The sequence below is a fragment of the Paenarthrobacter sp. 10N417 genome (assembly GCF_056394745.1).
Genome location: NZ_JBFTIL010000007.1, coordinates 405,094 through 428,847, shown reverse-complemented (window position 1 = coordinate 428,847; position 23,754 = coordinate 405,094). Strand labels below are relative to the sequence as shown.

Genomic DNA, 23,754 nt, shown 5'->3' with positions numbered 1-23,754 from the left:
TGTCATGGCCGGACCGATTCGGACCTGACGAAGTACCGCTTAAACGAGACACGGTCGTTGCAACTCCCAAAAATTCTGGGTGTTGCAACGACCGCTAGAACCCAAGCCCGCCGGGGCTTTCTTTCGTGCAGCTTCGGCGTTCGAAGCGACTTCAGTCTTCCGAGCCGTGGCCGATCCGGGCATAGAGTCCGGGCTGCGAGCGCCGCAGGCGCAGCCCCCACGCGATTCCCATGAGCCCCGGCAGCAGTACCACGAGCGGCAGGACGAAAGTTGCCGCCGTCGATTCCGTCTGGCCGAGAAGGACGTTGAAGTTGGCGAGGATGAGCACAAACACTACCGCCAGGAGCACGAAGCCAAGGCCAGGCGCCACAACGCGTACCCACAGGCTGGCACCATGCCGCTTCCGGCGGAAGAAGCCAATCACGGCGACGGACACTACGGTCATGAGCAGGACCAGCCCCATGGCGCCGCTGTTGGTCAGCCAGGTAAACATGGTCAGCACGGGGTACAGTTCACCAAGCTCAGAGCCCGATCCCGCGATGGCGAAGGCAACAGTCACGACGACGGCAATCACCGTTTGCGCCAGCGACCCCGCGAAGGGAGCTCCACTCCCTGTGCGGACAGCTGCGAAGAACGGCGGGATGACGCGCTCCCGGCCGAGAGAGAAGAAGTATCGCGCCACAGCGTTGTGGAAGCTGACCAAGGCAGCGAAAAGGCTGGTCACGAACAGGATCTGCGCTATATCGCTCAAGAGCATGCCTCCGTTGGTACCCAGGAAGGCGAAGATCATATCCGGACCACTGTTGGTGGCTGTTTCGATGACTGCGGATGGGCCTGCGCCTACGGTCATCGCCCAGGCTGATGCGGCATAGAAGAGGGCGATGATGGCAACCGCTGCGAACGTGGCGCGGGCAACAGTGCGCTTGGGATCTTTTGACTCTTCCCCATAGATGGCTGCGGATTCAAAGCCCATGAAAGCGGCGATTCCGAAGGAAAGGACTGCGCCGATTCCGGGGACGAACAGGCTTTCGGGGCTGAAGGAGGCTGCAGAGACTCCTTCGGGTGCCACGGCAAGGCTGATGAGGTCATAGGCGATGACCACCAGGAATTCCAGGGCCACCAGGACACCCAGCACCTTTGCCGAGAGATCCACCCGGTTAACGCCCAACCAGCCGACAATCGCAATGCAGACCAGCACTGGGATCCACCAGGGAACACTGATGCCCAGCCTTGCCGAGAGCAGTGAGGAAACGGTGAAGCCGAAGAGCCCATAAATGCCTACCTGCATAAGGTTGTAGGCCATCAAGGCGACCAGCGAGGCTCCCACACCCGCCGGCCTGGATATGCCTTGGGCAATGTAGGCGTAGAAGGCACCGGCGTTGGTGACGTAACGGCTCATGGCCGCATACCCGACCGCGAAGAGTGCCAGTATCCCGCCGAGAATCAAGAACGAAAGCGGGACACCTGTTACCCCTGTGACAGCGAAAGTGGTGGTCACCCCGCCCGCGAGGACGGTCAGCGGCGCGGAAGCCGCAATAATCATGAAGGTCACGGCCGGGACGCCCAGACGCCTCCTGGTGTCTGCGGCCCCAGCTATCTTGCCCTTGACGGGGTTATCCACGCTCATAGTGTGCTCCTGCCTCGGTGCCGGACGGAGATTGCGCGGCACGGTGTCGGTCATTCCGCAATCTTCCTCCGCCGGGGCACTGCGTGACTTGTCTCACACGGCAAGGTGTTTGTCGGTGCACGCAAGCACAGCCCGCGTAAAGTCCCCCGGTGTAGAATCGTGGGCAAGCTCACGTCCGCGCTGGTGGCATTCTGTACCGGCGCCATCAGGTACGGCGGGCATTGAAAGGGAATTTGATGACCGTCGCGGCTGATACCGGCCCCGCAACCGTGCACACAGTGGTGGCGGATTCGTTCCAGGAATGGAGCCGCGCCATCTCAGCATCCTTCGTGCCGTTACTGGCCAAAGCCCCTGAACACGCCAAAGACGCTCCCTTCCACGGGACCATGCGGGCCCGGGTCCTGGGTCAAATTTCGGTGGTCGAAATAACGGCTGGCCCCCATACGGTCCTGCGAACGCCTGAGCTGATCGCCAAGTCCACCGGACGCTTCTTCAAGCTCAGCATCCAGCTCTCCGGCTCTGGCCGCCTGGTTCAGGACGAACGCGAAGCGGTGCTCGGTCCCGGGGACCTCGCCATCTACGACACCTCCCGCCCTTACCAATTAACGTTCGACGACGACTTCCGCACTTTGGTGCTGATGTTCCCACACGTCCTCCTCGACTTACCGGCCGAAGCCATGGGCCACGTGACAGCCCTGCGGATTCCAGGCGACGAAGGTCTCGGCGAACTCATCAGCCCTTTCCTGGTAAGACTGGCCGATAACCTCGAAGCCCTTTCAGGGGCGAACGGCCTCCGCCTTGTCCATAACGCATTGGACCTGGTCACTACCCTGTTCAACGGGGAACTGGACCAGCTCATCGAGACAGGCCGCGATCCCCACCTCCTCCTGCTGGGTCGGATCCATGACTACATCGAGGCCAATCTGGGCGACCCCGAGCTTTCCCCTGGAACCATAGCCGCCGCCCACTACGTCTCCACACGGCACCTGCACGATCTTTTCCAGGAGATCGGCACCACCGTGGCAGCGTCCATCCGGCAGCGCAGGCTCGAACGCTGCAGGCGCGACCTCCTGGACCCCGTCCTGGCAGACCGGCCCGTCACGGCCATTGCGGCGCGATGGGGATTCACTGACGCAGCCCACTTCAGCCGGATCTTCCGGGCTGCATTCGGCAACTCCCCCACCGGCTACCGCAACAGCCACTTGAGGGAACCTTCGCCGGGAACCAAAGGGCCGACGTCGGGCATTTGACTACGCCTGAGGTCGACGCTTCATGACCAGATAAGTCAGAACTCCCAGCACCAACAAGCCCGCTGCGGCAGCCATGGATACGACGAAGGCTGCACTGGGACCCTGGGTCTGCGCCAACTGCCCTGCAAGGTAGGAACCGAGCGCCGTGCCTGCCACGATCCCACTGGCCAAGGCTGTCATCACCGTAGCCATGCGGCCAGCAGGGGCCACCACGCCACCGATGCTGAACACCGTGACCATGACCGGCCCCACCGGGATTCCCAGCAACAGCAGCACGAACACCATGGGCCAGATGCCAGCCGGAACCAACAGCAGCAAGGCGAACAATGACATCGCAAGGGCCGCAGCAACCCACCGGGAAGCAAGGCTAAAGCGCTGCGGCCAGAACGCAACGGACAGCGCCGCCACCGCGGAGCTCAAACCCATCACGGAGTAGAGGAGACCAGCAATTTCCGCAGTAGCGTACTGGGCAGAAAAGGCACTCAGGGCATTCTGCGTAGCACCAAAAAAGGTGCCCATGCACACCATTGCCACAACCGGCACAGCCACGACCGCGCCCGCCCAGCGGCTCCTCCGCTTTGCTGCGGGTTCACTGAAACTACCCACGACGGCGGCAGCAGCCTTACGCGGTACCGGCACCACGGCCTGCTGGCTGGGGTGGACGGCGAAGGCGGGTACAAGCGTGATAGTCATGATCGCTGCCAAGGCGAGGGGCAGCCAAGGAGCAATGAGGCTGGCCAGGATTCCAACCAAGGCAGGTCCGAGCACGAAAGTAACCTCGTCAGCAGTGCCCTCGTAGGAAAGCGCTGTGTCCAGATCGGCACGGCTGGCCGCGACGCTCCGGCCTCCGCTCCTTGCCACTGATGATTCTGCTGCAGGAATCTCTTCCGTGGAAACAGTGGCCTTGTGCACTGATGACAGATTCCGGGTGGTCAGCGCCATCCAGCGAACACGGGCCATGGGGCCGACTTGCGGGCAGCTCGCCCCGGCGAGGAAACCTGCGACGAGCACTCCCGTAGCGTCGAGCACGGAGACATAACTTGGGGTCACGTAGGCCGCGGCGAGAAGGCCGAGGACGGCCAGGGTGTTAACAACTGCCGCGACAAGCAAAACGATGCGTTGGCCGGCGCGATCGGCCAGCGAGCCGAGGACGGGAGCTCCGACGGCCGAACCGATACCCACTGCTCCGGCGGCCATCCCACCGATTGCGTAGGAATGACTCACCGCTGTGACCAGGGTCAGTGTACCCACGGTAAGCATTGCCAACGGGAGTCGTGCGAAGAGGCCGAGGGGCAGGAACCCCGGCCCGGCGAGCTCAGGCAGCCGCGCGAACCTCCCCGGCAGGCGGGATCGATGCGTGGACGAGGTGGTGCTCAATTGCGAAGGCAGTGGCTTGGAGGCCAAAGAAGATTTTTCCATTGTTCCGGGTTCGCTAAAGTCTGCGCATCGTCCCTCCTCCCGATGCGCGCGACCCGGTGTAACAGATCAAGTCTATCGGATCCGGTCTCAGGCAGGCATTGCTTCGGCAACAACGACCGTGGAACCATGGCGGCCCTTGACCACGTGCAACTGGCTGCTGATGCGCTGCTTCATTTCTGCCACGTGGCTGACCAGCCCGACAACCCTGCCGCCGTCGCGCAAACCCTCCAAGGCATCCATCACCTGTTCCAAGGCTTGCTCGTCCAGGCTCCCAAACCCTTCATCGACAAAGAGCGTTTCAATGTCCACTCCACCGGCCTCCTGCTGCACAACATCAGCAAGGCCAAGGGCCAATGACAAGGAGGCCATGAAGGACTCTCCGCCGGAGAGCGTGGACGTGTCACGGCGCTGGCCCGTCCATTCATCCACCACTTCCAGTCCGAGACCGGATTTCTGGTTGCGTGCAGCCCGGGCGTCAGTGTGTTGCAAGGTGTAGCGACCATCGCTCATGGCAACGAGCCTCTCCGAAGCTGCGATGGCCACTTGCTCCAGCCGAGCAGCCAGGACATAGCTGTTCAAGCTCATGCGGTAGTTGTTATCTCCTGCGCCACGAAGCGTGTCCGCCAGCCCACCCAACACGTTGGCATACTCGCGCGGTTCCCTTCCTGCCTCGGCAGTGTTTTGATACTCAGCGCGGATCTTCTGCACAGACAGGGCAGCTTTGCTCGCGAGCCCCGCGGAAAGCGCCAATGCTTTGGCTGCTTCCATGGCGTGGGCAGCCTCAGTCTTGGCGACCCTGATTTCGTCCTCCGGAAGGGGAAGTTCGCCGATGCTGACTTCCTTCGCTGCCATGACGAGTTCCTCGCCGGCAAACAGTTCATCCAGTCGGGCAGCTTCGGCCTCGAAATCCGCGAGGGCTTTCTCCAATGCCACAACATCCTCGGGCGACATGAGCTGGCGACGCACATCCTCGATTGATGAAAAACCGGACCCGGGCAGTGCCCTTTCCAGCGCAGCGAGCGCCTCCAGGCGCGCAGCCCCGGCACGTTCGAGTTCATTCGCGGCATCCACAGCAGCCTGAAGCAGCAACCGCTGGGACGTGAGAGCTTCTGCCCGCTCACGAAGGCTGGCGAAGCCCTGCCTCAGGTCTGCTAGCTCCTCTTCAAGCGCAAGGTACTGCTCCTGGAGTAACTCGACAGCAGAGCTTGCTTGCAAGGCGGCATTCGTTGACCCAGTATGATCCTCCTGCACGAGGGTAATGCGTTTGTTGAGATCCTCATGCCGTTTGCGGAGCTTATCCAACGCGCCTGAGGCCTTTCGGGCTTCGATCGCCGCAGCTTCGGATGCGAGCAAGCGGGCGGCGCATTCTTCTGGATCTGCGGAGCCACCCTGGGCAGCCAGGCCTGCCAGCAACTGTGCGGCTCTAGATACCTGTTCCGCGATGCGTCCCAGCGCCTTCTCGCTGGCCTCAAATAGTTTGCTGGCTTCTTCCTCTTCCTGGGCGATGGAAAGTGCCGAACGAGCTGCGGCGGCGGGATTTGGGTGCTCGTTGCTGCCACAAACGGCGCAGGGCTGCCCAGGCACGAGGGCTGCCGCGAGCTCTCCGGCCGCATTGGCCAAGCGTGCCTCCCTCACATCAAGCCACGCTTGCCTGAGGTCCTGCATTTTGTTGCGAGCACGGGCGTGGCGCTCAGTGAGATCCTTCGACTCGGCGGCGGCAGCTTCATGACGGGACACAACCGACACTAGTTCGGCCGCAGCGGCTGCCTCCCGTTCCATGTCATCGACGCGGGCAGCTGAGGGTTCCAGGTCTTCCATCCCGGCCTTCACCGCTGATTCCTCGGCTCGAAGGCGTTGCAGGGATTCTGCTGCTGCTTCGGCGGCCGCCAGATGGCTGGAGTGCTCTTTTCGTTTGGCTGCGAGTCGGGTGGCCACGTCCTCCATGCGCCGCTCATCTGGAAGGCGGGCTTCCAGGACGGCAAGGGTGGTCTTTACTGTCTCCAGCGCAGCAACAGGATGTGGCGCGTCCAGGCCCTGGGATTCAAGCTGCTCCCGGGATCTGTCTCTATCCGCCAAGGCAGACCGGTACTTACGCTCCGTGGCGTCCAAGGCGTCCAGTTGTCCCCCAAGGACGGCCGCACGGCGATGTCCTCCGAGCTTTTCCTTGTTTTCCAGTGCCCGCGCAGCAGCTAGTTCATGCAGGACCCGCCGCTGCATCCCAGCAGCAAGCCTGGCATGCCGTTGGGCCTTCTCCTGGTCCTCCTGAAGTTGTTCCGCAAGCCGTATGGCTCGGGCATCAGCTGCGGTAGCCTCGTCTTTACGTCGCCCACCTTCTTCCAGCAACTCCATCTCCAAGGCCGCGAGCCATGCCTCAGGCGCCTCGACAGCTGTCTCTACATTTGCCAGCGCATCGGAAAGGCCAAGCTGCTCCCGTTCCGCGGCTGCCCTTCCAAGCAGCATCTTCAGTTCAGCAGCATTGTCCTGCACAGCGCGTGAAGCTTCGGCCGCCTGCCGCGCAATTTGCTTCTCCACGGACTCGAATCGCTGCGTCCCAAAGAGTTTTTGGAGGAGCTCGAGCCGATCATTGGCTTTGGAGCGCAGGAACGCGGCAAAGTCACCTTGGGGAAGCATCACAACGCGCGTGAACTGGTCCCGGTCCATACCCAAAAGCTCGGAAAGCTCGGCGCCGACTTCGTCATTACGCGAAGATTTTTCCTCCCAGACCCCCGAAACCCACTCGCGGAGCAGTGTCTTGGCTTGTTGGGTTGTGAAGCCGTTCCGGCCGCGCGCGCTGGGGCGTTCCCATGCAGGGGAACGGCTGACTTCGAAACGCCTGCCCCGGGCCGAAAATTCGCACACCACACGCGGTTCGGCACCCGACGCTGCATGATCGCTGCGGAGGCGCTTACCTTCCTGGCGTGCACCCGGAACGGAGCCATAGAGGGCGAAACAGATGGCGTCGAGGATGCTGGTCTTGCCAGCCCCGGTGGCGCCGTTGAGCAGAAACAACCCCTGTGCACTGAGTTGATCAAAATCAATGTGCTGCGCAGTGGCAAAAGGCCCGAAAGCCTCAATTTCGAGTCGATGGATCCTCACAGTTCAGCCTCCTCCAGGCGCACGGCCTCGAGGGCGGCGCGCAGGGCAGCCTCTTCCGCAGCTCCGGGACTGCGATCCCGAACGTGTTCCAGGAATCCGCAGCAGACCTCGAGGTCGTCCTGGGCGGCAGCGAGCCTGCTGCTGTAACTGACCTTGTCTTTGGTCCCAGCACCCTCGGGGTCGAAGGACAGGACCAAGGTGTCAGGAAAGCGGGTTCGTAGCTGCTCCATGGCCTGGGCGGGCCGCTCGGCATCCGTGAGGGTGATTTGGCAATAGGCAGCTTCAGCCCAGGCGTGCTCGTCTGATTCAAGGAGATCGTTCAGCTTGCCTCTCAACACGGCCAGGCTCCTGGCAGCTTCCCAAAGAACTTCCTGGACACCGATGGTTCCATCGGCATCGATATCAACCAACCAACCGCCCTTGCAATGTTTGGCCTCGGAGAACGAATAGGCCAGTGGGGAGCCGGAGTAGCGGACATTCGGGGCAAGTTCCTGCCGGCCGTGCAAGTGACCAAGTGCGGTGTAGGCAAAATCCTCGAAGAGATCCAGGGGCACTGCGCCCAACCCTCCGATGCTCAAGTCCCGTTCACTGTCAGAAGTGATACCTCCACTGGCAAAAGTGTGTGCAAGGACCACCGGATGCACTGCGCCTGATGCACGGCGGTCCTGGAGGTCGCGCCGAATCCGATCGGTCGCTTCACGGGTGACCTCGTAATGACTCGCGGTCTCCACTTCCAGCCGCTCCGCGACAAGCCGCGGTTCCAAGTAGGGAATCCCATAGATCGCAAGTGTGGCGCTGCCCTCCCCATCTTTTCCGAAGGGAACGAGCACGGGAACGTCCAGGTCCTCCACCCTTGTCCTGAGGTGAACGCCGCCACGTTCGAGCAAGCGGGACGCGAATCCCAGCCGAATGGCGGAATCGTGGTTGCCGCTGGTGAGCACTACGGTGGCCCCGGCTTGGGTAATACGGACCAAGGCGTCGTCGAGAAGTTTAACGACATCGAGTCCAGGCAGGGCGCGATCATAGACGTCACCCGCGATGAGGACGACGTCTACAGACTTCGCTTCTACGAAGGACACGAGCTGGTCCACAAAACCGCGCTGGGCTTCAAGCATGCCAACGCCGTGGAATGACCGGCCGAGATGCCAATCGGAGGTATGGAGTAACCGCATATTTTCAAGCTAACTGGGGGCACCGACAAAAAAGCGCAGACAGGCCGTCCGGCGTCGATCCTGTCCGGCTGCTAGCCCTTCTTTCCGTCAAAGAAGTCGCGTGCGTCATCTGCGGCAGCTTCTTTCCGAACGGTGCTGGTCTCCACTTCCTCTGCCTCTGCCTCTGCCTGGAAATCATCAGTGTCATCCACGTCGAGGTGCTGGTCCCGGCGGCTTGGGAACGACTCCAACGTCACATTATCTCCAGTGCTGGTGTCAGCGGAGGCGTAGCCAAATCCACGGAAGGCCAGTCCGGCCAGTGCGGCCCCCATGAGTGGAGCAACCCAGAAGAGCCACAATCCACCCAAGGCCCAGGAAGGGCTGAAGAAAGCCAGCGCAGTTGCGCGTGCGGGATTAAACGGAAGGTTGCCAAGGACCTGGCCAAACTGCAGCAACACGGCGACGCAAAGGCCTACAGCAAAGGGAGCCACGGCAGGAAAGGCACGGCGTCCGGCAGTCGCTCCAAGGAATACCGCAACCAGCAAGGCGGAGCCAACAACCTCAACGATCAAGACCCCTGCCATCTGGGTTTGGGCAGCAGCATGCTCGCCATAACCCGCTGCCACAGAGCCGAAGGCGGCCCGCGCATCCGTCAAGACCGGAACCGTGAGAACCACTACGTAGGCCAGAGCTGCGCCGATCACGCTGCCGATGATTTGAGCCGCAAGGTAGGCAACAGCCGCCACCGCGCGGATACGGCCGGCAATCAAGTTGCCCAGCGTGATTATTGGATTGAAGTGACCGCCGGAAACATGACCGAACGCAAGCATGGCAACTGTCACTGTCAGGCCGGTCGCAAGGGCTGCGGGTAGGGGCGCTGAGGAAGGGTTCGAGAAGATCGACACACCCACGGCCACGAGCACTACAAACATCGAACCGACGGCTTCAGCCGACAGCCGCGCGAACAGCCCCGGTTCGTGGTCGGTCGTGGTTTGCACAGGAGAGGTCATGTCGAATGGTTCCTTACGATTGGTTTTGGGACGGCCCTTGAGCATCCTGCCAGTTGAGTCTGAACAGTTGCTGAGTCCCTGCTAACTCCCGATCCGAGCTTAGCCGCCCAAGGCGATGGCGGCGATCGCCGTTCCGCCCAGCCCTATCACGGCAAGGGTGCTGACAAAGATGAGTCGTGCCGAAGCTGCTTCGTTTCCAGCATGAAGCTGCCGTGAGCGGACCCACACGACACAAGCCAGGACAATGGTGGCGGCAGCAGCCATGAGGGCGCAGATTCCTTGATAATCCAGCCCCGGAAGGCCCGCAATCACACGGCCGGTGGAGGGCTCGGAGGTAAGCCAACTGCGCCAGATGAACAGGTCCACCACCACGAGCGAAATGAGGGTGCGCCGCCAAGCCAATGTGGTCCGTTCAGGCTGAAGGCCAGGATCACGGACGTCCATGGTCAACTCGCCCGCCTGCTCATCGCGCAAGCCTGGTCATCGCGCCACCAAAATCAACACGGCGAAAGCGCATGCCGCCACGGCCACCACGATCGTCATGAGCAGCATGACCCAGGAGAACGGCAAGGCTTCGTCGTTGCGCATGGCAGCTTCCATCTGCCCCCACCTGCGGTAGGACAGCGCAGCCAGGCCTGCTCCGATAAGGGACAGGAGGACACAGAGGACGATCCTTACAGGCTGCGGGGCAATGTTCGGCGCCAACTGATCAATGGCAATAGACCCTGCCAGCAATGCCAAAGAAGTACGGATCCAGGCAAGGAAGGTGCGTTCGTTCGCCAAGGAGAACCTGTAGTCAGGTGTCTTGCCTGTTCGTCGCCAAGCCGGTTCACGCACGTCGTCTCTCCAAGTTTTCCTAGTGCTGGGCAGCCTCCCCACCATATCAGCGGCCGTTCACATCGGTTGCGTTCGCCATCCGGTGCCTACGCACATCAGTTACGGACCCCAACAGTTACATAGCAGGGCGCGGTAAGTTGATTGCATGAGTTTTGAAGCGTCCTCCCCCGCCGCCCCGTCGTTTGAATCCCGAGTCCACGGGACGCTGCTGGGAGGGGCGTTGGGTGACTCCCTTGGCTACGCAGTGGAGTTCGACCGGCTTGATGCAATTCGTGCCCGTTACGGATCCGCCGGGCTCACGTCCTTTGACCAGCTCGACGCCGTCGGCCAGTTTTCGGACGACACGCAAATGACGCTGTACACAGTGGATGGGCTGGTGGACGCCCTCGAATGGGCCAATGACGGTGTCGCGGCCGACGAGATCGCCTGCCTTTGGCTGGCCTACCTTCGCTGGCTCGCAACCCAGGACGTCGCCGTTTCCCCTTCCGCTCCCGTTCCACAACCGCGGTGGATTGATGGCCAGGAAGTCCTGCGCCATCGTCGGGCCCCGGGAAACACGTGCCTCAGCGGATTGGCCTCAGGAGACATGGGCACAGTAGCCAGGCCAGTCAATCCCGATTCCAAGGGTTGCGGCACTGTCATGCGTTCAGCACCCTTTGGACTCGTGCCCCATATCTCCCGTGAAGCCGTCTACAAACTCAGTTCAGATGCTGCATCGTTGACGCATGGACACCCATCAGCGCGGTTGAGCGCTGCTGCCTTCAGCTTATTGATCCACAATATTGTGGCTGGCAGCGACATCCACACGGCAGCTACGGCCGCCCTGGATTACGTGAGCGGCGTGCCCACCAAAGCCCCCGAACTCCCTGAGCGTTTGGAAACGGCATTGAGGTTGTCATTGGAGCCCACTCCCCTCAGTCCTGAAAAGCTGGTAACCACTCTGGGTGAGGGCTGGGTGGCGGAGGAGGCACTCGCCGTCGGGCTTTATGCCGTCCTGTCCACGCAAGGGAGTGAGCCGACGGAGCATTTCCGCAAGGCTGTCGCGGTGGCCATCAACCACAGTGGGGACAGCGATTCCACTGGTTCCATCGCGGGAAACATCCTGGGCGCCTACTACGGCGAAGCATGCCTTCCTGGCCAATGGCTCGGGGCGCTGGAAGGCACGGAGGTCATTCGTGGCATGGCGGACCGGCTACTCGCTGTCACTACAGGCTGATCGGCCCTGGGTCAGCTGCGTCGCAGCGCAATGTTATCGCAGGCTTCGCACACCTCGGCGGGAATCAATCCGCGACGCTGGAGGAAGCCAAAGATCGCGCAACCCAGGCAAAAGCCGACGAACGCCTCCAGCGAGGCCGCCACGATCAACAGCGCGAGAAGGATCCACGCGGCAGGCTGGAACCCTGTGAAGAAAAGCACGACGGCGGCACTGCTCAAGGCGGCTCCGATGCCTTGCGCAAAGCGCTTCGGAGGGCCGGCCACCAACTTGGCGTGCCCGACGCGTGGGGCCAAAACCTTGACCGAGAGCAAGGCGAGCGGCGAAATCCGGGGGCCGAAAAGGACACGGAGCCAGAATCCGATTGCGACGGCAACCAAGCCCAAGGACGAGCCTGTCAGCAGTGTTGCGACAGCCAGCAGTACAACCAGTCCGGCCGTGATCCGGGCGGCATATTCATTGACCGGGTTGGGAAAGGCGAAGACGGCCCGCCAATCAATCCCGGCTTTCCCTGGGCCAACGGCTTGGCGTACCGATGACTGGGACATGTTGGCCTTGGTCATGCACCAAGGCTAGGAGCGCGGCTCCCCGGACAGGAAGCATTGTTTCGCACTATGACCCGGCCGCCTGCCAGGCTGGAGTTAGTTCCCGCCCACCATTTGCAGGAATTCCCCTTCCGAGACAACCTCGATCTGTTGACCTTTCGCGTGGAGTTCCAAAACCCGCTTCGCCTTTCCTGTAAGCCGTCCAGCGCGCAGGTCTCCGGCCACGAACCCGTCGCCCACCACAAGGACAGTAGTGCGTGCGGTCACCCTGCTTTCAGGCCTTGCACCCATCTCTGCAGCACGTGACTTAGCCTCGGGACGCGTCATGATGAGGTCGCCCGTGAAGACCACCGTCTGGCCGAACAATGGATGCCCCGGTTCGGCTGTGGGATTCGGCAGAGGATTAGGGCCTTCCTCCGGCCACGCCGAGAATGGACGACCGAAACCGTTCATGGCACCGTCAAGGGTCTGCTCCGCGGGGCTGCCTGCCTTCTTACCCGCGGACCCCGTGCCTGCGAGAGCCTTGCCTGCGAGAGCGGCAAGGGTGGGCTTGGAGAGGCCACTCATGGGATCGAAGGCAGGTTGCCTGGGCAACGTGAGACCCAGCGAAAGATAGAGTTCGGCGATGCTGTTGGCGTTGTTCCGACGGGCGATGTCCACCAGGATTCCTGCACAGGCGCGTGCGTCCTCGGCGGCATCGTGGTGGTTGACCAGGGGTACTCCGGCTTCCTCGGCCGCATATGGCAGGGAGTTGGACACCAAGGAGTAGCAGCGGCGGGACAGCATCACCGTGCAGACGTACTCGTAAGCTGGGCCCGCAAGCCCGGAAACCTCTAAGCCGGATCGGATAACGCCGAGATCAAAGGCTGCGTTGTGTGCCGCTAGAACATCGTTGCCGATGAAGGCGCCAATTTCAGGGAAGAGGTCCCCGAACCTGGGACGGCCGGCAACATCTTCGGCACGGATGCCGTGGATGCGGGTGTTGTGAAACTCGAAATGGTCATGGTTCTCCGGCGGCCGCATGAGCCAGGAGGCTTCTTCCACCACCACACCGCCACGGACTTTGCTGAGGCCAACCGAACACGGCGACCCCCTGAAGCCGTTGGCTGTTTCAAAGTCGATCGCCGTAAAGTCCAATGCCACTGGACAAGGTTACAGGCGCAAAGGGTGCGCTCTTGCCGATTTCCGCGGCGGGGCGGCCTTTCCTGCCCGACGACGGCCGTCCAGTAGGCTTGATAGGTGATCTTTACTGCGATGAGCGATTTAGCCGTATCCACTTTCGGAGGCGCAGGACCGGTGCGTCCACCCATGGCCTCGTTCCTGCCCGACTGGCTGAACCCCCAGGTCTTCCTGGCTGATCCAGCCTTGGCGCCGTGGGTCGTGCTGCTGGTTTGCGGCATTGTCTTTGCCGAAACCGGCCTGCTGGTGGGCTTCTTCCTGCCCGGCGATTCCATGCTGTTTACCGCTGGCCTTCTTGTAGCTACAGACACCATCAAGTTCAACATCTGGGCTTTGGCGGCCCTCATCATCGTTTCTGCGATCATTGGCAACCAAACCGGCTACCTCATTGGCTCAAAGGCCGGCCCTGCGATCTTCAACCGCCCGGACTCCAGGCTGTTCAAGAAAGAAAATGTCGAAAGCGCCCACGCCTTCTTTGAAAAGCACGGCGGCAAGGCCCTGATCCTTGCCCGCTTTGTCCCCATCATCCGTACCTTCGTTCCGGTGATTGTCGGCGTGGCCCAGATGGACAAACGCAAGTTCTTCCTCTTCAACGTCATCGGCGCCACATTCTGGGGCGGCGGCGTCACCTTGCTTGGATACCTTCTGGGTGACCGCGTTCCGTGGGTCAGCAGCAACCTGGACATCATCTTCATCGTCATTGTCCTGATCTCGGTCATTCCCATCATCATCGAGGTAACCCGCGGCGTCGTGGCCAAGCGTAAGGCTGCCACGGAAGGCAGCAACCCCGTGGAGGAATTCATCGAGGAGCACGAAGGCGGAAAGCACCGCGAGAAGTAAGCCTCCCGCACTTGATGCCATACAGGAGAAGGCACCCCGCGCAAGGCGGGGTGCCTTTCTTCGTTGTACTTCTAACTGGAATGAACACCCGAGAGTGCAGCAACGATCGCGGGGAGCAAAGCCCGGAATGCCTGGCCTCGATGGCTGATGGCGTTCTTTTCCTCGGATGTCAGCTCGGCGCAGCTGCGGTCCATTCCCACCGGCTGGAGCACGGGGTCATACCCGAACCCACCCTCGCCCCGTGGCTCGCGCAACAGCGTACCTTCGAGCTGACCGTACTCAACCGTTTCGTGGGTGATTCCATCTGCTCCGGGCACTGCCAAGGCTGCGGCGCAGACAAAAGCAGCCCCGCGGAAGGCGTCCGGCACGTCGGAGAGTTGGGCGAGCAGCAATCGCAGGTTCGCTGCGTCGTCCCCATGCTTCCCTGACCAACGGGCGGAGAAGATGCCTGGCGCGCCGCCGAGGACATCAACGGCAAGGCCCGAGTCGTCGGCGATGGCCACCAAACCCGTTGCCTCAGCCACGGCACGCGCCTTCAGGAGTGAATTCTCAGCAAAAGTGACCCCGGTTTCGGCTACGTCCGGCGCACCAACCGCAGCTGCATCCACCACCTGGGTATCGACGTCGAGCCCTGGAACCTGACCGCGCAGCAGCTCGCGAAGTTCCTTCAGCTTTCCCTGGTTGTGCGTTGCGAGGACAAGCCGCGGAGCACTGGCTGAATCTGCGTTGGTTGGATCTGCATCGGCTGAATCTGCACTGGATGCACCGGCAACCGCGGCGCCGTCGCTGCTCACGGAGCTTCCGCCAGCGTCTCACGCTGGATAGCCGCCAGCTGGCCCGTGCCGATCAGGGCGAGGTCCAGCAAGGCGTTGAGTTCATCGCGGTCGAACGGGGCGCCCTCGGCAGTGCCCTGGACCTCCACAAACTTGCCGGATCCGGTGACCACCACGTTCATGTCGGTTTCAGCGCGTACGTCCTCGACGTACGGAAGGTCAAGCATGGGCACGCCATCGATGATGCCCACCGAAACGGCAGCAATCGTGTCCACCAGCGGCTGGGCATTACGGGCGATCAGCTTGTTTTCGCGGGCAAAGCGGATCGCCTCGGCAAGCGCCACATAGGCACCTGTGATGGCGGCGGTGCGGGTGCCGCCGTCGGCCTGCAGGACATCGCAGTCAAGGACGATCGTGTTTTCACCCAGCGCTTTGGTATCAATGATCGAGCGCAGCGAACGTCCGATAAGGCGGGAGATCTCGTGCGTGCGTCCGCCGATCTTGCCCTTCACGGACTCACGGTCGGATCGGGTGTTCGTAGCCCGGGGAAGCATCGCGTATTCGGCGGTAACCCAGCCACGGCCCTCGCCCTTGAGCCAGCGGGGAACGCCTTCGGTCAGGGAAGCCGTGCACAATACCCGGGTGTTGCCGAACTCGATGAGCGCCGAGCCCTCAGCCTGCTTGGACCAGCCGCGGGTGATGCTGATGGGACGCAGTTGATCGGGAGTCCGGCCGTCGGCACGGATAACGGGTGTGGCTGTAGCTTCAGAAGTCATGCTTCAAGCTTAGCGAGGATGGGACAACGCCCGACGCCGTGCAGTGGGTCAGGCGAGCGCGTCACCATCTCGATGCCACCTAGATTGTGTAGTGGACCCCGGCAACTGCAACAGCAACGTCCCCGGAAAACACCGGTTTGGCCTCGGACATTACCTTGGTCTGCGAAGTCCACACCGGAATATGAGTCAGAAGCAGGCGCTTGGCTCCGGCGTTCATGGCGGCTTCCCCAGCGCGCTTGCCCGTCAGGTGCACGTTCTTGATGGCGTCGTCGCGGCCTTCCTCGAACGCGGCCTCGCACAGGAACAAGTCAGCGCCACTGGCTGCTTCCTCCAGTCCCTGGCACGAGTCGGTGTCCCCCGAATATGTCAGTACCCGGGTTATGGGCGTTCCATCCTTGCCTGGTTCCGTTGCCGTGACTCGCAATGCGTAGGCTTCTTCCACGGGATGGTTGACGCCGTAGGGCGTCACCGTGAAGGGGCCAACGGTGACAGGCTTCTGTTCGGCCCAATGAGTAAAGTCGAACTCCTCATGCATGCCCGGATCCAGGTCCAGCCCATAGGCTGTTGCCATCCTGTCCGCGGTTGCTGCCGGCCCCCACACGGGAATCCGGTCCCGGCCCCAACCGCCGGGCTTCCACCGGACTGCTACGTGGAGGCCGCACAGGTCCATGCAATGGTCCGGGTGCAGGTGCGTGAGGAATATGGCGTCGATGTCCTCAAGATCCGTGTAACGCTGGATGGCACCCAACGCCCCGCTCCCGAGATCCATCACGATCTTCCATTCCCGCTCACCGTCGTGCGCAGTCACCAGATAGCACGACGCCGGCGAGCCGGGACCGGGAAAAGAACCAGTACAGCCCACGATGGTCAGTTTCACAGGCCACGTCCTGGGACAGCACTGGAAGCGGGGCTGGGTCCGTTGTCCGGTTGTACGAAGTAGGAGCGGCGGGACAGTCCAGCCCCTCCCCGTGCTGCTTCCAACATTTCCGGGGTGATGCGCGCCAGGCTGCCGGTGGGATATTGGGCAGCCACGTGGTCAACGTGTTTGACGGACAGGACCTCGGGGCCCAGGAAGCGGCGGGCGAGTGTTTCAAATTGAACGGCATCGCCCGTTGCGATGAACTCATGGCTGGGGGCACTTGTGTCGGTTCGCTGGATACCGTGAGTGGCCAAGGCACGGTAGACGTCCTTGGCAGTTTCCTCCGCGCTGGATACCAGGGTCACGTCCTCCCCCATGACGAACGAGATCACTCCGGTCAACAGAGGGTAGTGCGTGCACCCGAGCACCACGGTGTCCACACCAGCGTGTTTCAGTGGCTCCAGATACTCATTGGCGGCTGCCAGGAGATCCGGGCCTGTGGTGATGCCGGCTTCAACGAAGTTCACGAAGGCGGGGCAAGCCACGGAGGTGATGGCAAGATCCGGGGCTGCCGCGAACGTGTCCTCATAGGCACGCGAACCTACTGTGGCTGATGTCCCAATAACGCCGATCCTGCCGGAACGGGTGGCCGCGACGGCCCTGCGCACAGCGGGTTGAATGACCTCAATAACAGGGATCCCGTAACGCGCCGTATAGCGTTCACGCGCATCCCGGAGAACTGCGGCCGAAGCAGAGTTACAGGCAATGGTCAGAAGCTTCACGCCGGAATCCACCAACTCGTCCATCACGCCCAGGGCGTTGGCCCTGACTTCGGCGATGGGCAACGGCCCATAGGGTCCATTGGCCGTATCCCCCACGTACAGGATCGATTCGTTGGGGAGCTGATCGATGATGGAGCGCGCTACCGTCAATCCACCAACGCCGGAATCAAAGACACCAATGGGGCGGGATCCCATGAGCTCATTGGAGACCCCCAAGTCACCGGGTGAGGCCACAACCGGGGCCCCTGTAGCGCTTGGTGATCCGGCGCCTGTTGAACTGTCGCCCTTTGAACTGCCGCCCGTTGAACTGCCAGATGCTGAAGTCATGATTATTCGAGAATAAGGCTTCCCCTGTGTTGCGGCCATTACCTGTGGCCTCCGCCTCGTGTCTGATGTGTCACACAGACGGGCCCGGCGATGGCCTCCGCGATCAGGATTTTGCCTGCCTGGCCGCCATCATCGATTGCACTAACGACTCCTGAAGCCAGGTAGTGAAGTTGTAGACCAATGCCAGGTAACTCTCCACATCCTCCGCCTGGCTCCAGTCCTGCATGCTGTGGATGTGCTCGGCGTCCGCCTCGTCACGGATGTCCAGGCGTTCAGCCAAAACCAGGCGAACATCATTCAGGGCCATGGACCAGCGCGTTGCGTCCTCCGGGGTCAGCACAAGATCGTCCTTGTCCAGGCCCATCGCCGTAGCCTTCAAGGCGCCAATCTTGTTTTCCCGCACCGAGCGTTCGGTCAATTGCCGGAACTCAAGCGAGCCGCCGTCGTCGTCCTTCATGACGTTTGGCAGAAGCCGCAGCAAGGCGCGATCGCTCGGTTGCTTCACGTCCATGTCCAGGCCGATCAAGGCGGCCAGCGGGTCCTCGTTCTCCCTGGCGTCGGACTCCAGCATCGAGATGACGTCGTCCAGCAGCCCCCTTAAGAGATCCCGTTCGGCAGGCTCCAGATAGCCGGTGATTCCCTTGAGTCCGTATTTGAATGCCTTAGCCACGCTGGCGGCCGCCCTTCCCGGGTGCTTCGTTTCCGCTTGCGGCTTTCTCCACAGTGGCCCACAGGCCAAAGCCGTGCATGGCTACTGCGTGCTGCTCAACCTGTTCCTTGCTGCCGTGCGCCACGATGGATCGGCCCTTCTTGTGGACCTCCATCATGAGCTTGTGTGCCTTGGACTCGGAGTAGCCGAAGTAACTCTGGAAGACATAGCTGACGTAACTCATGAGGTTGACGGGATCATTCCAGATCACCAAATTCCAGGGGATGTCCGGGGCAGTCAGGACATCGGTGGACGTCTGCTCTACAGCTTTCGTCCGCTCATCGATGTCCGTGCCAAATGCAACGCTAGGGGTCATCTGTCCATTCTATGGCGGCTCGCACTAGAGTGAATTCGTGAGTAGAGCCGCGTCCTGGGACCATCCCGCCACTTCCTTGTACACCGACCACTACGAGTTGACGATGCTCCAGGCCGCCCTGCACTCCGGGGCTGCGCATCGCCGCTCAGTGTTTGAAGCCTTCGCCCGGCGCCTGCCTGACGGCCGCCGGTATGGCGTGGTGGGCGGAACCGGACGCCTCCTGGAAGGAATCGCCGACTTCAGCTTCGGCGAAGCCGAGCTCGCATTCCTTGAGCGGAACAAGGTGGTCAACCAGGAGACACTGGACTACCTGGCCAACTACAAATTCAATGGAGACATCTGGGGTTACGCGGAAGGCGACGCCTACTTCCCCAACTCCCCCATCCTTATCGTTGAGTCCACGTTTGCCGAAGCCTGCATTCTGGAGACCTACATCCTCTCCGTCCTGAACCACGACAGCGCCATCGCTTCTGCCGCGTCAAGGATGACGTCGGCGGCCGGCAACCGGCCATGCATCGAAATGGGTTCCCGGCGCACCCAGGAAGAATCCGCGACGGCGGCTGCCCGCGCCGCAGTAATCGCCGGCTTCGCCAGCACCTCCAACCTTGAGGCCGGGCGGCGCTACGGCATCAAGACCGTTGGTACTGCCGCGCACTCCTTCACCCTCCTGCATGACACCGAACGCGAGGCCTTCGAAGCCCAGATCGCGGCATTCGGCCCGGGAACCTCGCTGCTGGTGGACACGTACGACGTCGAAACAGCGGTGCGCACCGCCGTCGAACTCGCAGGGGACAAACTTGGCGCCGTCCGCCTGGACTCGGGCGACCTGATTGCCCAGGCGCAATGGGTCCGCCAACTGTTGGACGACCTTGGAAACGTGAACACCCGGATCGTGGTGACCTCCGACCTCGACGAATTCGCCATCGCCGCCCTCCAGTCCGCCCCAGTGGACTCCTACGGGGTTGGCACGTCCTTGGTGACAGGCTCCGGCGCTCCGACCGCCAGCATGGTGTACAAGCTGGTGAGCAGGACAAACGACGCCGGCGAGTTCATCTCCGTTGCTAAGGCGGCCAAGAACAAGGCCAGCGTCGGGGGACGCAAGTACGCCCTGCGCAAGCTCAACGAACATGGAAGGGCTACGCAAGAGATCGTTGGAATAGGTCGCCGGCCGGAGGACGACGGAAACGACCGTTCGTTGTTGCACCAATTCATCAAGAATGGTGAACTCCTGCCCGGCTGGACGGGCCCCGAAGGCGTGATCCGCGCCAAAGAACGGCATGCCGCCACCATGGCCGAACTGCCTGCCGTAGTGAACCGCCTGCAGCGCGGCGAAGCCGCCATCCCCACCATCTACGAGGAGAACTGATGTCCAGGGCCCTGATTATCGTCGATGTCCAGAACGACTTCTGCGAAGGCGGCAGCCTCGCCGTCGAAGGAGGCGCTGCAGTTGCCGGCGCCATCACCGAGTACGTGGATGCAAACCAACAGCATTTCGACCATATCGTGGCCACCCAGGATTGGCACATCGAACCGGGAAGCCATTTCTCCGATGAGCCGGACATGGTGGATTCCTGGCCGCCGCATTGCCGGGCCCGGACCAAAGGAGCTGAACTCCACGAGGACCTGGACCCGGAATACATCCAGGCTTACTTCCGTAAAGGACAGTACACAGCGGCTTACTCCGGCTTTGAGGGCGTCCTTGCCCCGGAGGATGATGTTCCTTCCGGGGACCTCAAGGCCGGAACCGCCCAGGCCGAGGTCCTGGATGAAGATGCAATCGGGCTCGATGACTGGTTGCAAAGCCACGACGTCGAAGAGGTGGTGGTAGTAGGCATCGCGACGGATTACTGCGTCAAGGCAACTGCCCTTGACGCCGTGCAGGCCGGGTACACCACTACGGTCATCGCGGATCTCACAGCCGGAATCGCCGAGGACCTCACTGAAACCTTCGACGAAATGGAGGCCGCCGGCGTCGAGGTTGAACGCAGCTAAGCCCGGCTACTTTCGGCCGATGAACCAATCCTGCAATTTACGCAAGCGCGCCTGAAGTTGTTCCTCGTTCGCCTGGGCTACAGCAGGTCCACCGCACAGTTCGCGCAGCTTTGTGTGCACCACTCCATGCGGTGTGCCTGTCCGGGCGGACCAGGCTGCTACGTTCTTGGCCAGTTCGTTGCGTAAGTCCATGAGCATGCGGTGGTCGGGTACGGCCGGTGCAGCTGCGGCAGCCAAAGGCGACTGACGTTTTTTGCGCGATTGCTGTTCGTGCTGCCGCTGACGCAGCAACGTCCCTACTTGCTCGGCGTCGAGAAGCCCGGGAATGCCCAGGAAGTCCAACTCGTCATCAGAGCCGATGTCCGCTCCCGTACCGAATTCACCGCCGTCGAAAAGGACGCGGTCAAAGGAAGCCTGCGAGTCCAGAGCTTCGAACTTGCCCTTGGTCAGTTCGTCCGAAGCCTTGTCCTCGCGGTTGGCTTCGGCCATGAGGTTCTCTTCAGGGCTGAAGAGTCCGTCCTCATCCTTTTCCGGGCGGTCAAGGGCGTGGTCGCGCTCGGCCTCCATCGTGTTGGCCAGCACCATGAGGGGTGGTACTGACGGCAGGAAGACCGACGCCGTCTCGCCCCTTTTGCGGGCACGCACAAAGCGGCCTACGGCCTGGGCAAAAAACAGCGGCGTAGAGGTGGAGGTAGCGTAGACGCCAACTGAAAGGCGCGGAACGTCCACGCCTTCGGACACCATTCGGACAGCGACCATCCACCGCTTGTCTCCCGCGGAGAACTCCTCGATCTTGCTGGAAGCCTTCGAGTCGTCCGAAAGAATCACTGTGGGCGACTGCCCGGTGATCTTCTTAAGCTGCCCAGCGTAGGCGCGGGCGTCGTCGTGGTCCGTGGCGATAACCAGCCCACCGGCGTCCGGGACGGTCCGGCGAACCTCGCCAAGGCGTTTATCCGCGGCGGCAAGGACAGCCGGGATCCATTCACCGGTCGGGTTCAACGCAGTACGCCACGCTTGCGAGGTAATGTCCTTGGTAACAGCCGCTTCCCCGAGGGAGGCGGCCATTTCGTCACCTGCACTGGTCCTCCAGCGCATCTGGCCTGAGTAAGCCATGAAAAGCACGGGACGCACCACGTGGTCCCGGAGGGCATTGCCGTAGCCATACGTGTAATCGGCTTTGGAGCGCCGAATACCGTCGCGGTCCTCGGCGTATTCCACGAACGGGATGGGTGAGGTATCGGAACGGAACGGCGTACCGGTCAGGGAAAGGCGCCTTGCCGCTGGATCAAAGGCCTCGCGCAAGCCGTCTCCCCAGGACAGGGCCTCTCCACCGTGGTGGATTTCGTCCAGGATGACCAGCGTCCGGGCGGCTTCTGTTTTGGCACGGTGCAGCATCGGCTTGCTCGCCACCTGGGCATATGTCACAGCGACACCAACGAACCCACGGCCATGCTGGCCGTCGGAATTCTTGAAGTTGGGGTCGATGGCAATGCCCACCCGGGCAGCGGCGTCAGCCCACTGCCGTTTCAGATGGTCCGTAGGGGCAACGATGGTGATCCTGTTAACAACGCCGCTATCCAGCAGCGTGGTGGCAATCCGCAAGGCAAAGGTGGTTTTACCAGCGCCAGGTGTAGCCACTGCAAGGAAATCCTTTGGATGCCTGGCCATATAGAGGTCCAGGGCTTCCTGCTGCCAGGCGCGCAGCTTGGGTGCTGTACCCCAGGCGGCGCGTTCCGGGTATGCCGGAGGCAGGGATGGACCACCAAATAATGTTTCTGTCATGCGGACTCCCCCGGCCTGATGGCAGCGAAAATTAGCCCCGGTTCTCCGGGCACGCGGCAGCGGACCGCATTGCGGTCACGATCGGAAGGGACCTGTGTTCTCTTCCCACCCACTACTTGGAATTGCCCGGGCCGCTGTCTCCACCGTCTTTACCGGGACGGAGTCCCTCATAGATCTCCTTGCACTCCGGGCAGACCGGGAACTTCTGGGGATCGCGCCCCGGCGTCCAGACTTTGCCGCAAAGGGCAATGACGGGCTCGCCGGTCATGGCCGACTCCATGATCTTTTCCTTGCGAACATAGTGCGAGAACCGCTCGCGGTCGCCGGGCTCCACTTCCTGGCGCGTTTCCTCGCGCTCAATGGTGGATGTGGACGTTCCGGCTCCGGAAAGCTCGCGCATGGGGTCGTTTTCGAATGGATCCGGAGGAAGCGTAGTCATGGCATCCATCTTACCGTCTACAGCCCCTGCCACTCCGGCTTGTTGTCATAGGTGTGGCGGTAGTAATCGGCCAACTTCAGCGACGACGCCGCGGCTTCGTCCACCAAAATTGTGGCGTGGGGATGCATCTGGAGGATGGATGCAGCGCAAATGGCAGCTACCGGGCCTTCGACGAAGTCCCGCACTGCCTGGGCTTTTTGTGCACCTGTAGCCACCAGGATGACGTGCCGGGCATCCATGATCGTGCCCAAGCCCTGGGTGACTACATGGTGGGGGACGTCGTCGATGCTGTTGAAAAAGCGGGCGTTGTCCTTACGGGTTTGCTCGATCAGGGTTTTGATCCGGGTGCGGGACGCCAGCGATGAACCGGGTTCATTGAATCCAATGTGGCCGTCCGTGCCCACGCCCAGAATCTGGAGGTCCACGCCGCCGGCGGCTTTGATTGCATCCTCGTAGGCCTGGCAGGCTGCTTCGAGGTCCTCGGCAGCACCGTCCGGCCCATGCACATTCTCAGGCTTGATATTCACCCGGTTGGTAAATTCGCGCCGGATCACCTCGCGGTACGACTCCGGGTGACCGGCCTCAAGTCCGACGTACTCGTCCAGCGCAAAACCGTGTGCCTCGCTGAAGTCCACGCTCCCGGCTTCGTAGCGGCGGGCCAATTCATCGTAGATCGGCAATGGTGAGGAACCCGTAGCCAAGCCCAGGACTGCGTTGGGCTTGCGGCGCACAAGGGCTTCGATGGCATCTGCCGCCAAGGCGCCAATCTGCTTGGTGCCAGGGAGAATGACAACTTCCATCGTCACAGCCTTTCTAGGTAGGAATTGCGAGG

Annotated in this window: 23 protein-coding genes; 5 read left to right on the top strand and 18 right to left on the bottom strand. The window is 61.9% G+C overall.

Annotation, left to right across the window (positions count from 1 at the left end; genetic code table 11):
• Positions 1-151 precede the first annotated feature (151 nt).
• Entirely contained in the window at positions 152-1,627 is a 1,476-nt protein-coding gene (locus AC1DCM_RS11955) for an APC family permease (protein WP_477518355.1), read from the bottom strand.
• Between the two features lie 236 nt (positions 1,628-1,863).
• On the opposite strand from AC1DCM_RS11955, the gene AC1DCM_RS11950 reads away from it, so the two are divergent.
• A complete protein-coding gene (locus AC1DCM_RS11950) occupies positions 1,864-2,877 on the top strand; it encodes an AraC-like ligand-binding domain-containing protein (RefSeq protein ID WP_477518354.1) in 1,014 nt (337 codons plus the stop codon).
• On the opposite strand, the gene AC1DCM_RS11945 is transcribed toward AC1DCM_RS11950, so the two are convergent.
• The 6 genes from AC1DCM_RS11945 to AC1DCM_RS11920 all read right to left on the bottom strand — a co-directional run bounded on the left by AC1DCM_RS11945 (position 2,878) and on the right by AC1DCM_RS11920 (position 10,390).
• On the bottom strand, positions 2,878-4,296 hold the full coding sequence (locus tag AC1DCM_RS11945; protein ID WP_477518353.1) for an MFS transporter: 1,419 nt from the start codon (positions 4,294-4,296) through the stop codon (positions 2,878-2,880).
• Between the two features lie 87 nt (positions 4,297-4,383).
• Positions 4,384-7,392: an AAA family ATPase gene (locus tag AC1DCM_RS11940; RefSeq protein ID WP_477518352.1), complete on the bottom strand. Its 3,009-nt coding sequence runs from the start codon at positions 7,390-7,392 to the stop codon at positions 4,384-4,386.
• A complete protein-coding gene (locus AC1DCM_RS11935; protein WP_477518351.1) occupies positions 7,389-8,564 on the bottom strand; it encodes an exonuclease SbcCD subunit D in 1,176 nt (391 codons plus the stop codon). Before AC1DCM_RS11935 ends, AC1DCM_RS11940 begins: the two co-directional genes overlap by 4 nt.
• Before the next feature lie 71 nt (positions 8,565-8,635).
• Positions 8,636-9,553 (bottom strand): MIP/aquaporin family protein, encoded by a 918-nt coding sequence (locus AC1DCM_RS11930; RefSeq protein ID WP_477518350.1) that lies wholly within the window; start codon positions 9,551-9,553, stop codon positions 8,636-8,638.
• A gap of 99 nt (positions 9,554-9,652) precedes the next feature.
• The gene (locus AC1DCM_RS11925; protein ID WP_477518367.1) at positions 9,653-9,997 is read right to left on the bottom strand and encodes a DUF202 domain-containing protein; all 345 of its coding nucleotides are present in this window, start codon (positions 9,995-9,997) and stop codon (positions 9,653-9,655) included.
• Between the two features lie 36 nt (positions 9,998-10,033).
• Positions 10,034-10,390: a YidH family protein gene (locus AC1DCM_RS11920; protein WP_442003876.1), complete on the bottom strand. Its 357-nt coding sequence runs from the start codon at positions 10,388-10,390 to the stop codon at positions 10,034-10,036.
• A gap of 145 nt (positions 10,391-10,535) precedes the next feature.
• Between AC1DCM_RS11920 and AC1DCM_RS11915 the strand changes: the two genes are divergently transcribed.
• Positions 10,536-11,606, top strand: a complete 1,071-nt coding sequence (locus tag AC1DCM_RS11915; RefSeq protein ID WP_442017098.1) for an ADP-ribosylglycohydrolase family protein — start codon at positions 10,536-10,538, stop codon at positions 11,604-11,606.
• A gap of 11 nt (positions 11,607-11,617) precedes the next feature.
• Here the strand turns inward: AC1DCM_RS11915 and AC1DCM_RS11910 are convergent, their stop codons facing one another.
• The gene (locus tag AC1DCM_RS11910; protein ID WP_477518349.1) at positions 11,618-12,166 is read right to left on the bottom strand and encodes a DUF4395 domain-containing protein; all 549 of its coding nucleotides are present in this window, start codon (positions 12,164-12,166) and stop codon (positions 11,618-11,620) included.
• Between the two features lie 78 nt (positions 12,167-12,244).
• Complete coding sequence (locus AC1DCM_RS11905) at positions 12,245-13,291, bottom strand: 3'-5' exonuclease (protein WP_477518348.1); 1,047 nt, start codon at positions 13,289-13,291, stop codon at positions 12,245-12,247.
• Positions 13,292-13,402: 111 nt separating this feature from the next.
• Between AC1DCM_RS11905 and AC1DCM_RS11900 the strand changes: the two genes are divergently transcribed.
• Complete coding sequence (locus AC1DCM_RS11900; protein ID WP_477518366.1) at positions 13,403-14,167, top strand: DedA family protein; 765 nt, start codon at positions 13,403-13,405, stop codon at positions 14,165-14,167.
• A 71-nt stretch (positions 14,168-14,238) separates the two neighbouring features.
• Here AC1DCM_RS11900 and rdgB read toward each other — a convergent pair whose 3' ends face one another.
• The 6 genes from rdgB to clpS all read right to left on the bottom strand — a co-directional run bounded on the left by rdgB (position 14,239) and on the right by clpS (position 18,709).
• A complete protein-coding gene (rdgB, locus tag AC1DCM_RS11895) occupies positions 14,239-14,961 on the bottom strand; it encodes an RdgB/HAM1 family non-canonical purine NTP pyrophosphatase (protein ID WP_477518347.1) in 723 nt (240 codons plus the stop codon).
• The gene (rph, locus tag AC1DCM_RS11890) at positions 14,958-15,716 is read right to left on the bottom strand and encodes a ribonuclease PH (RefSeq protein ID WP_442003872.1); all 759 of its coding nucleotides are present in this window, start codon (positions 15,714-15,716) and stop codon (positions 14,958-14,960) included. The genes rdgB and rph overlap by 4 nt, the downstream gene beginning before the upstream one ends.
• Positions 15,717-15,795: 79 nt before the next feature.
• On the bottom strand, positions 15,796-16,593 hold the full coding sequence (locus AC1DCM_RS11885) for an MBL fold metallo-hydrolase (protein WP_442017094.1): 798 nt from the start codon (positions 16,591-16,593) through the stop codon (positions 15,796-15,798).
• Positions 16,590-17,723, bottom strand: a complete 1,134-nt coding sequence (murI, locus tag AC1DCM_RS11880) for a glutamate racemase (RefSeq protein WP_442017093.1) — start codon at positions 17,721-17,723, stop codon at positions 16,590-16,592. Before murI ends, AC1DCM_RS11885 begins: the two co-directional genes overlap by 4 nt.
• Before the next feature lie 64 nt (positions 17,724-17,787).
• Positions 17,788-18,354, bottom strand: a complete 567-nt coding sequence (locus AC1DCM_RS11875) for a DUF2017 domain-containing protein (RefSeq protein ID WP_442003869.1) — start codon at positions 18,352-18,354, stop codon at positions 17,788-17,790.
• A complete protein-coding gene (gene clpS, locus AC1DCM_RS11870) occupies positions 18,347-18,709 on the bottom strand; it encodes an ATP-dependent Clp protease adapter ClpS (RefSeq protein WP_442003868.1) in 363 nt (120 codons plus the stop codon). Before clpS ends, AC1DCM_RS11875 begins: the two co-directional genes overlap by 8 nt.
• 37 nt (positions 18,710-18,746) lie before the next feature.
• On the opposite strand from clpS, the gene AC1DCM_RS11865 reads away from it, so the two are divergent.
• Together AC1DCM_RS11865 and AC1DCM_RS11860 are read left to right on the top strand one after the other, a co-directional pair.
• Positions 18,747-20,075 (top strand): nicotinate phosphoribosyltransferase, encoded by a 1,329-nt coding sequence (locus tag AC1DCM_RS11865; RefSeq protein WP_477518346.1) that lies wholly within the window; start codon positions 18,747-18,749, stop codon positions 20,073-20,075.
• Positions 20,075-20,701: an isochorismatase family protein gene (locus AC1DCM_RS11860; RefSeq protein WP_442003866.1), complete on the top strand. Its 627-nt coding sequence runs from the start codon at positions 20,075-20,077 to the stop codon at positions 20,699-20,701. Before AC1DCM_RS11865 ends, AC1DCM_RS11860 begins: the two co-directional genes overlap by 1 nt.
• A 6-nt stretch (positions 20,702-20,707) precedes the next feature.
• Here the strand turns inward: AC1DCM_RS11860 and AC1DCM_RS11855 are convergent, their stop codons facing one another.
• The 3 genes from AC1DCM_RS11855 to nagB all read right to left on the bottom strand — a co-directional run bounded on the left by AC1DCM_RS11855 (position 20,708) and on the right by nagB (position 23,722).
• Positions 20,708-22,483 carry a DEAD/DEAH box helicase gene (locus AC1DCM_RS11855; RefSeq protein ID WP_442017090.1) on the bottom strand — a complete coding sequence of 592 codons (1,776 nt, stop codon included), beginning with the start codon at positions 22,481-22,483 and terminating at the stop codon, positions 20,708-20,710.
• Between the two features lie 112 nt (positions 22,484-22,595).
• Complete coding sequence (locus AC1DCM_RS11850) at positions 22,596-22,931, bottom strand: DUF3039 domain-containing protein (protein ID WP_431120260.1); 336 nt, start codon at positions 22,929-22,931, stop codon at positions 22,596-22,598.
• 8 nt (positions 22,932-22,939) lie between these two features.
• The gene (gene nagB, locus AC1DCM_RS11845; protein ID WP_477518345.1) at positions 22,940-23,722 is read right to left on the bottom strand and encodes a glucosamine-6-phosphate deaminase; all 783 of its coding nucleotides are present in this window, start codon (positions 23,720-23,722) and stop codon (positions 22,940-22,942) included.
• Between the last annotated feature and the right edge of the window lie 32 nt (positions 23,723-23,754).

Bases quoted from the DNA above. Each gene is read 5' to 3' on its own strand.
- AC1DCM_RS11910 (WP_477518349.1), bottom strand. From the start codon at position 12,166: ATGACCAAGGCCAACATGTCCCAGTCATCGGTACGCCAAGCCGTTGGC.
- AC1DCM_RS11950 (WP_477518354.1), top strand. From the start codon at position 1,864: ATGACCGTCGCGGCTGATACCGGCCCCGCAACCGTGCACACAGTGGTG.
- AC1DCM_RS11915 (WP_442017098.1), top strand. From the start codon at position 10,536: ATGAGTTTTGAAGCGTCCTCCCCCGCCGCCCCGTCGTTTGAATCCCGA.
- AC1DCM_RS11930 (WP_477518350.1), bottom strand. From the start codon at position 9,553: ATGACCTCTCCTGTGCAAACCACGACCGACCACGAACCGGGGCTGTTC.
- clpS (WP_442003868.1), bottom strand. From the start codon at position 18,709: ATGACCCCTAGCGTTGCATTTGGCACGGACATCGATGAGCGGACGAAA.
- murI (WP_442017093.1), bottom strand. From the start codon at position 17,723: ATGGCCGCAACACAGGGGAAGCCTTATTCTCGAATAATCATGACTTCA.
- AC1DCM_RS11945 (WP_477518353.1), bottom strand. From the start codon at position 4,296: ATGGAAAAATCTTCTTTGGCCTCCAAGCCACTGCCTTCGCAATTGAGC.
- AC1DCM_RS11900 (WP_477518366.1), top strand. From the start codon at position 13,403: ATGAGCGATTTAGCCGTATCCACTTTCGGAGGCGCAGGACCGGTGCGT.
- AC1DCM_RS11850 (WP_431120260.1), bottom strand. From the start codon at position 22,931: ATGGATGCCATGACTACGCTTCCTCCGGATCCATTCGAAAACGACCCC.
- nagB (WP_477518345.1), bottom strand. From the start codon at position 23,722: ATGGAAGTTGTCATTCTCCCTGGCACCAAGCAGATTGGCGCCTTGGCG.
- AC1DCM_RS11955 (WP_477518355.1), bottom strand. From the start codon at position 1,627: ATGAGCGTGGATAACCCCGTCAAGGGCAAGATAGCTGGGGCCGCAGAC.
- AC1DCM_RS11860 (WP_442003866.1), top strand. From the start codon at position 20,075: ATGTCCAGGGCCCTGATTATCGTCGATGTCCAGAACGACTTCTGCGAA.
- AC1DCM_RS11855 (WP_442017090.1), bottom strand. From the start codon at position 22,483: ATGACAGAAACATTATTTGGTGGTCCATCCCTGCCTCCGGCATACCCG.
- rph (WP_442003872.1), bottom strand. From the start codon at position 15,716: ATGACTTCTGAAGCTACAGCCACACCCGTTATCCGTGCCGACGGCCGG.
- AC1DCM_RS11935 (WP_477518351.1), bottom strand. From the start codon at position 8,564: ATGCGGTTACTCCATACCTCCGATTGGCATCTCGGCCGGTCATTCCAC.
- AC1DCM_RS11925 (WP_477518367.1), bottom strand. From the start codon at position 9,997: ATGGACGTCCGTGATCCTGGCCTTCAGCCTGAACGGACCACATTGGCT.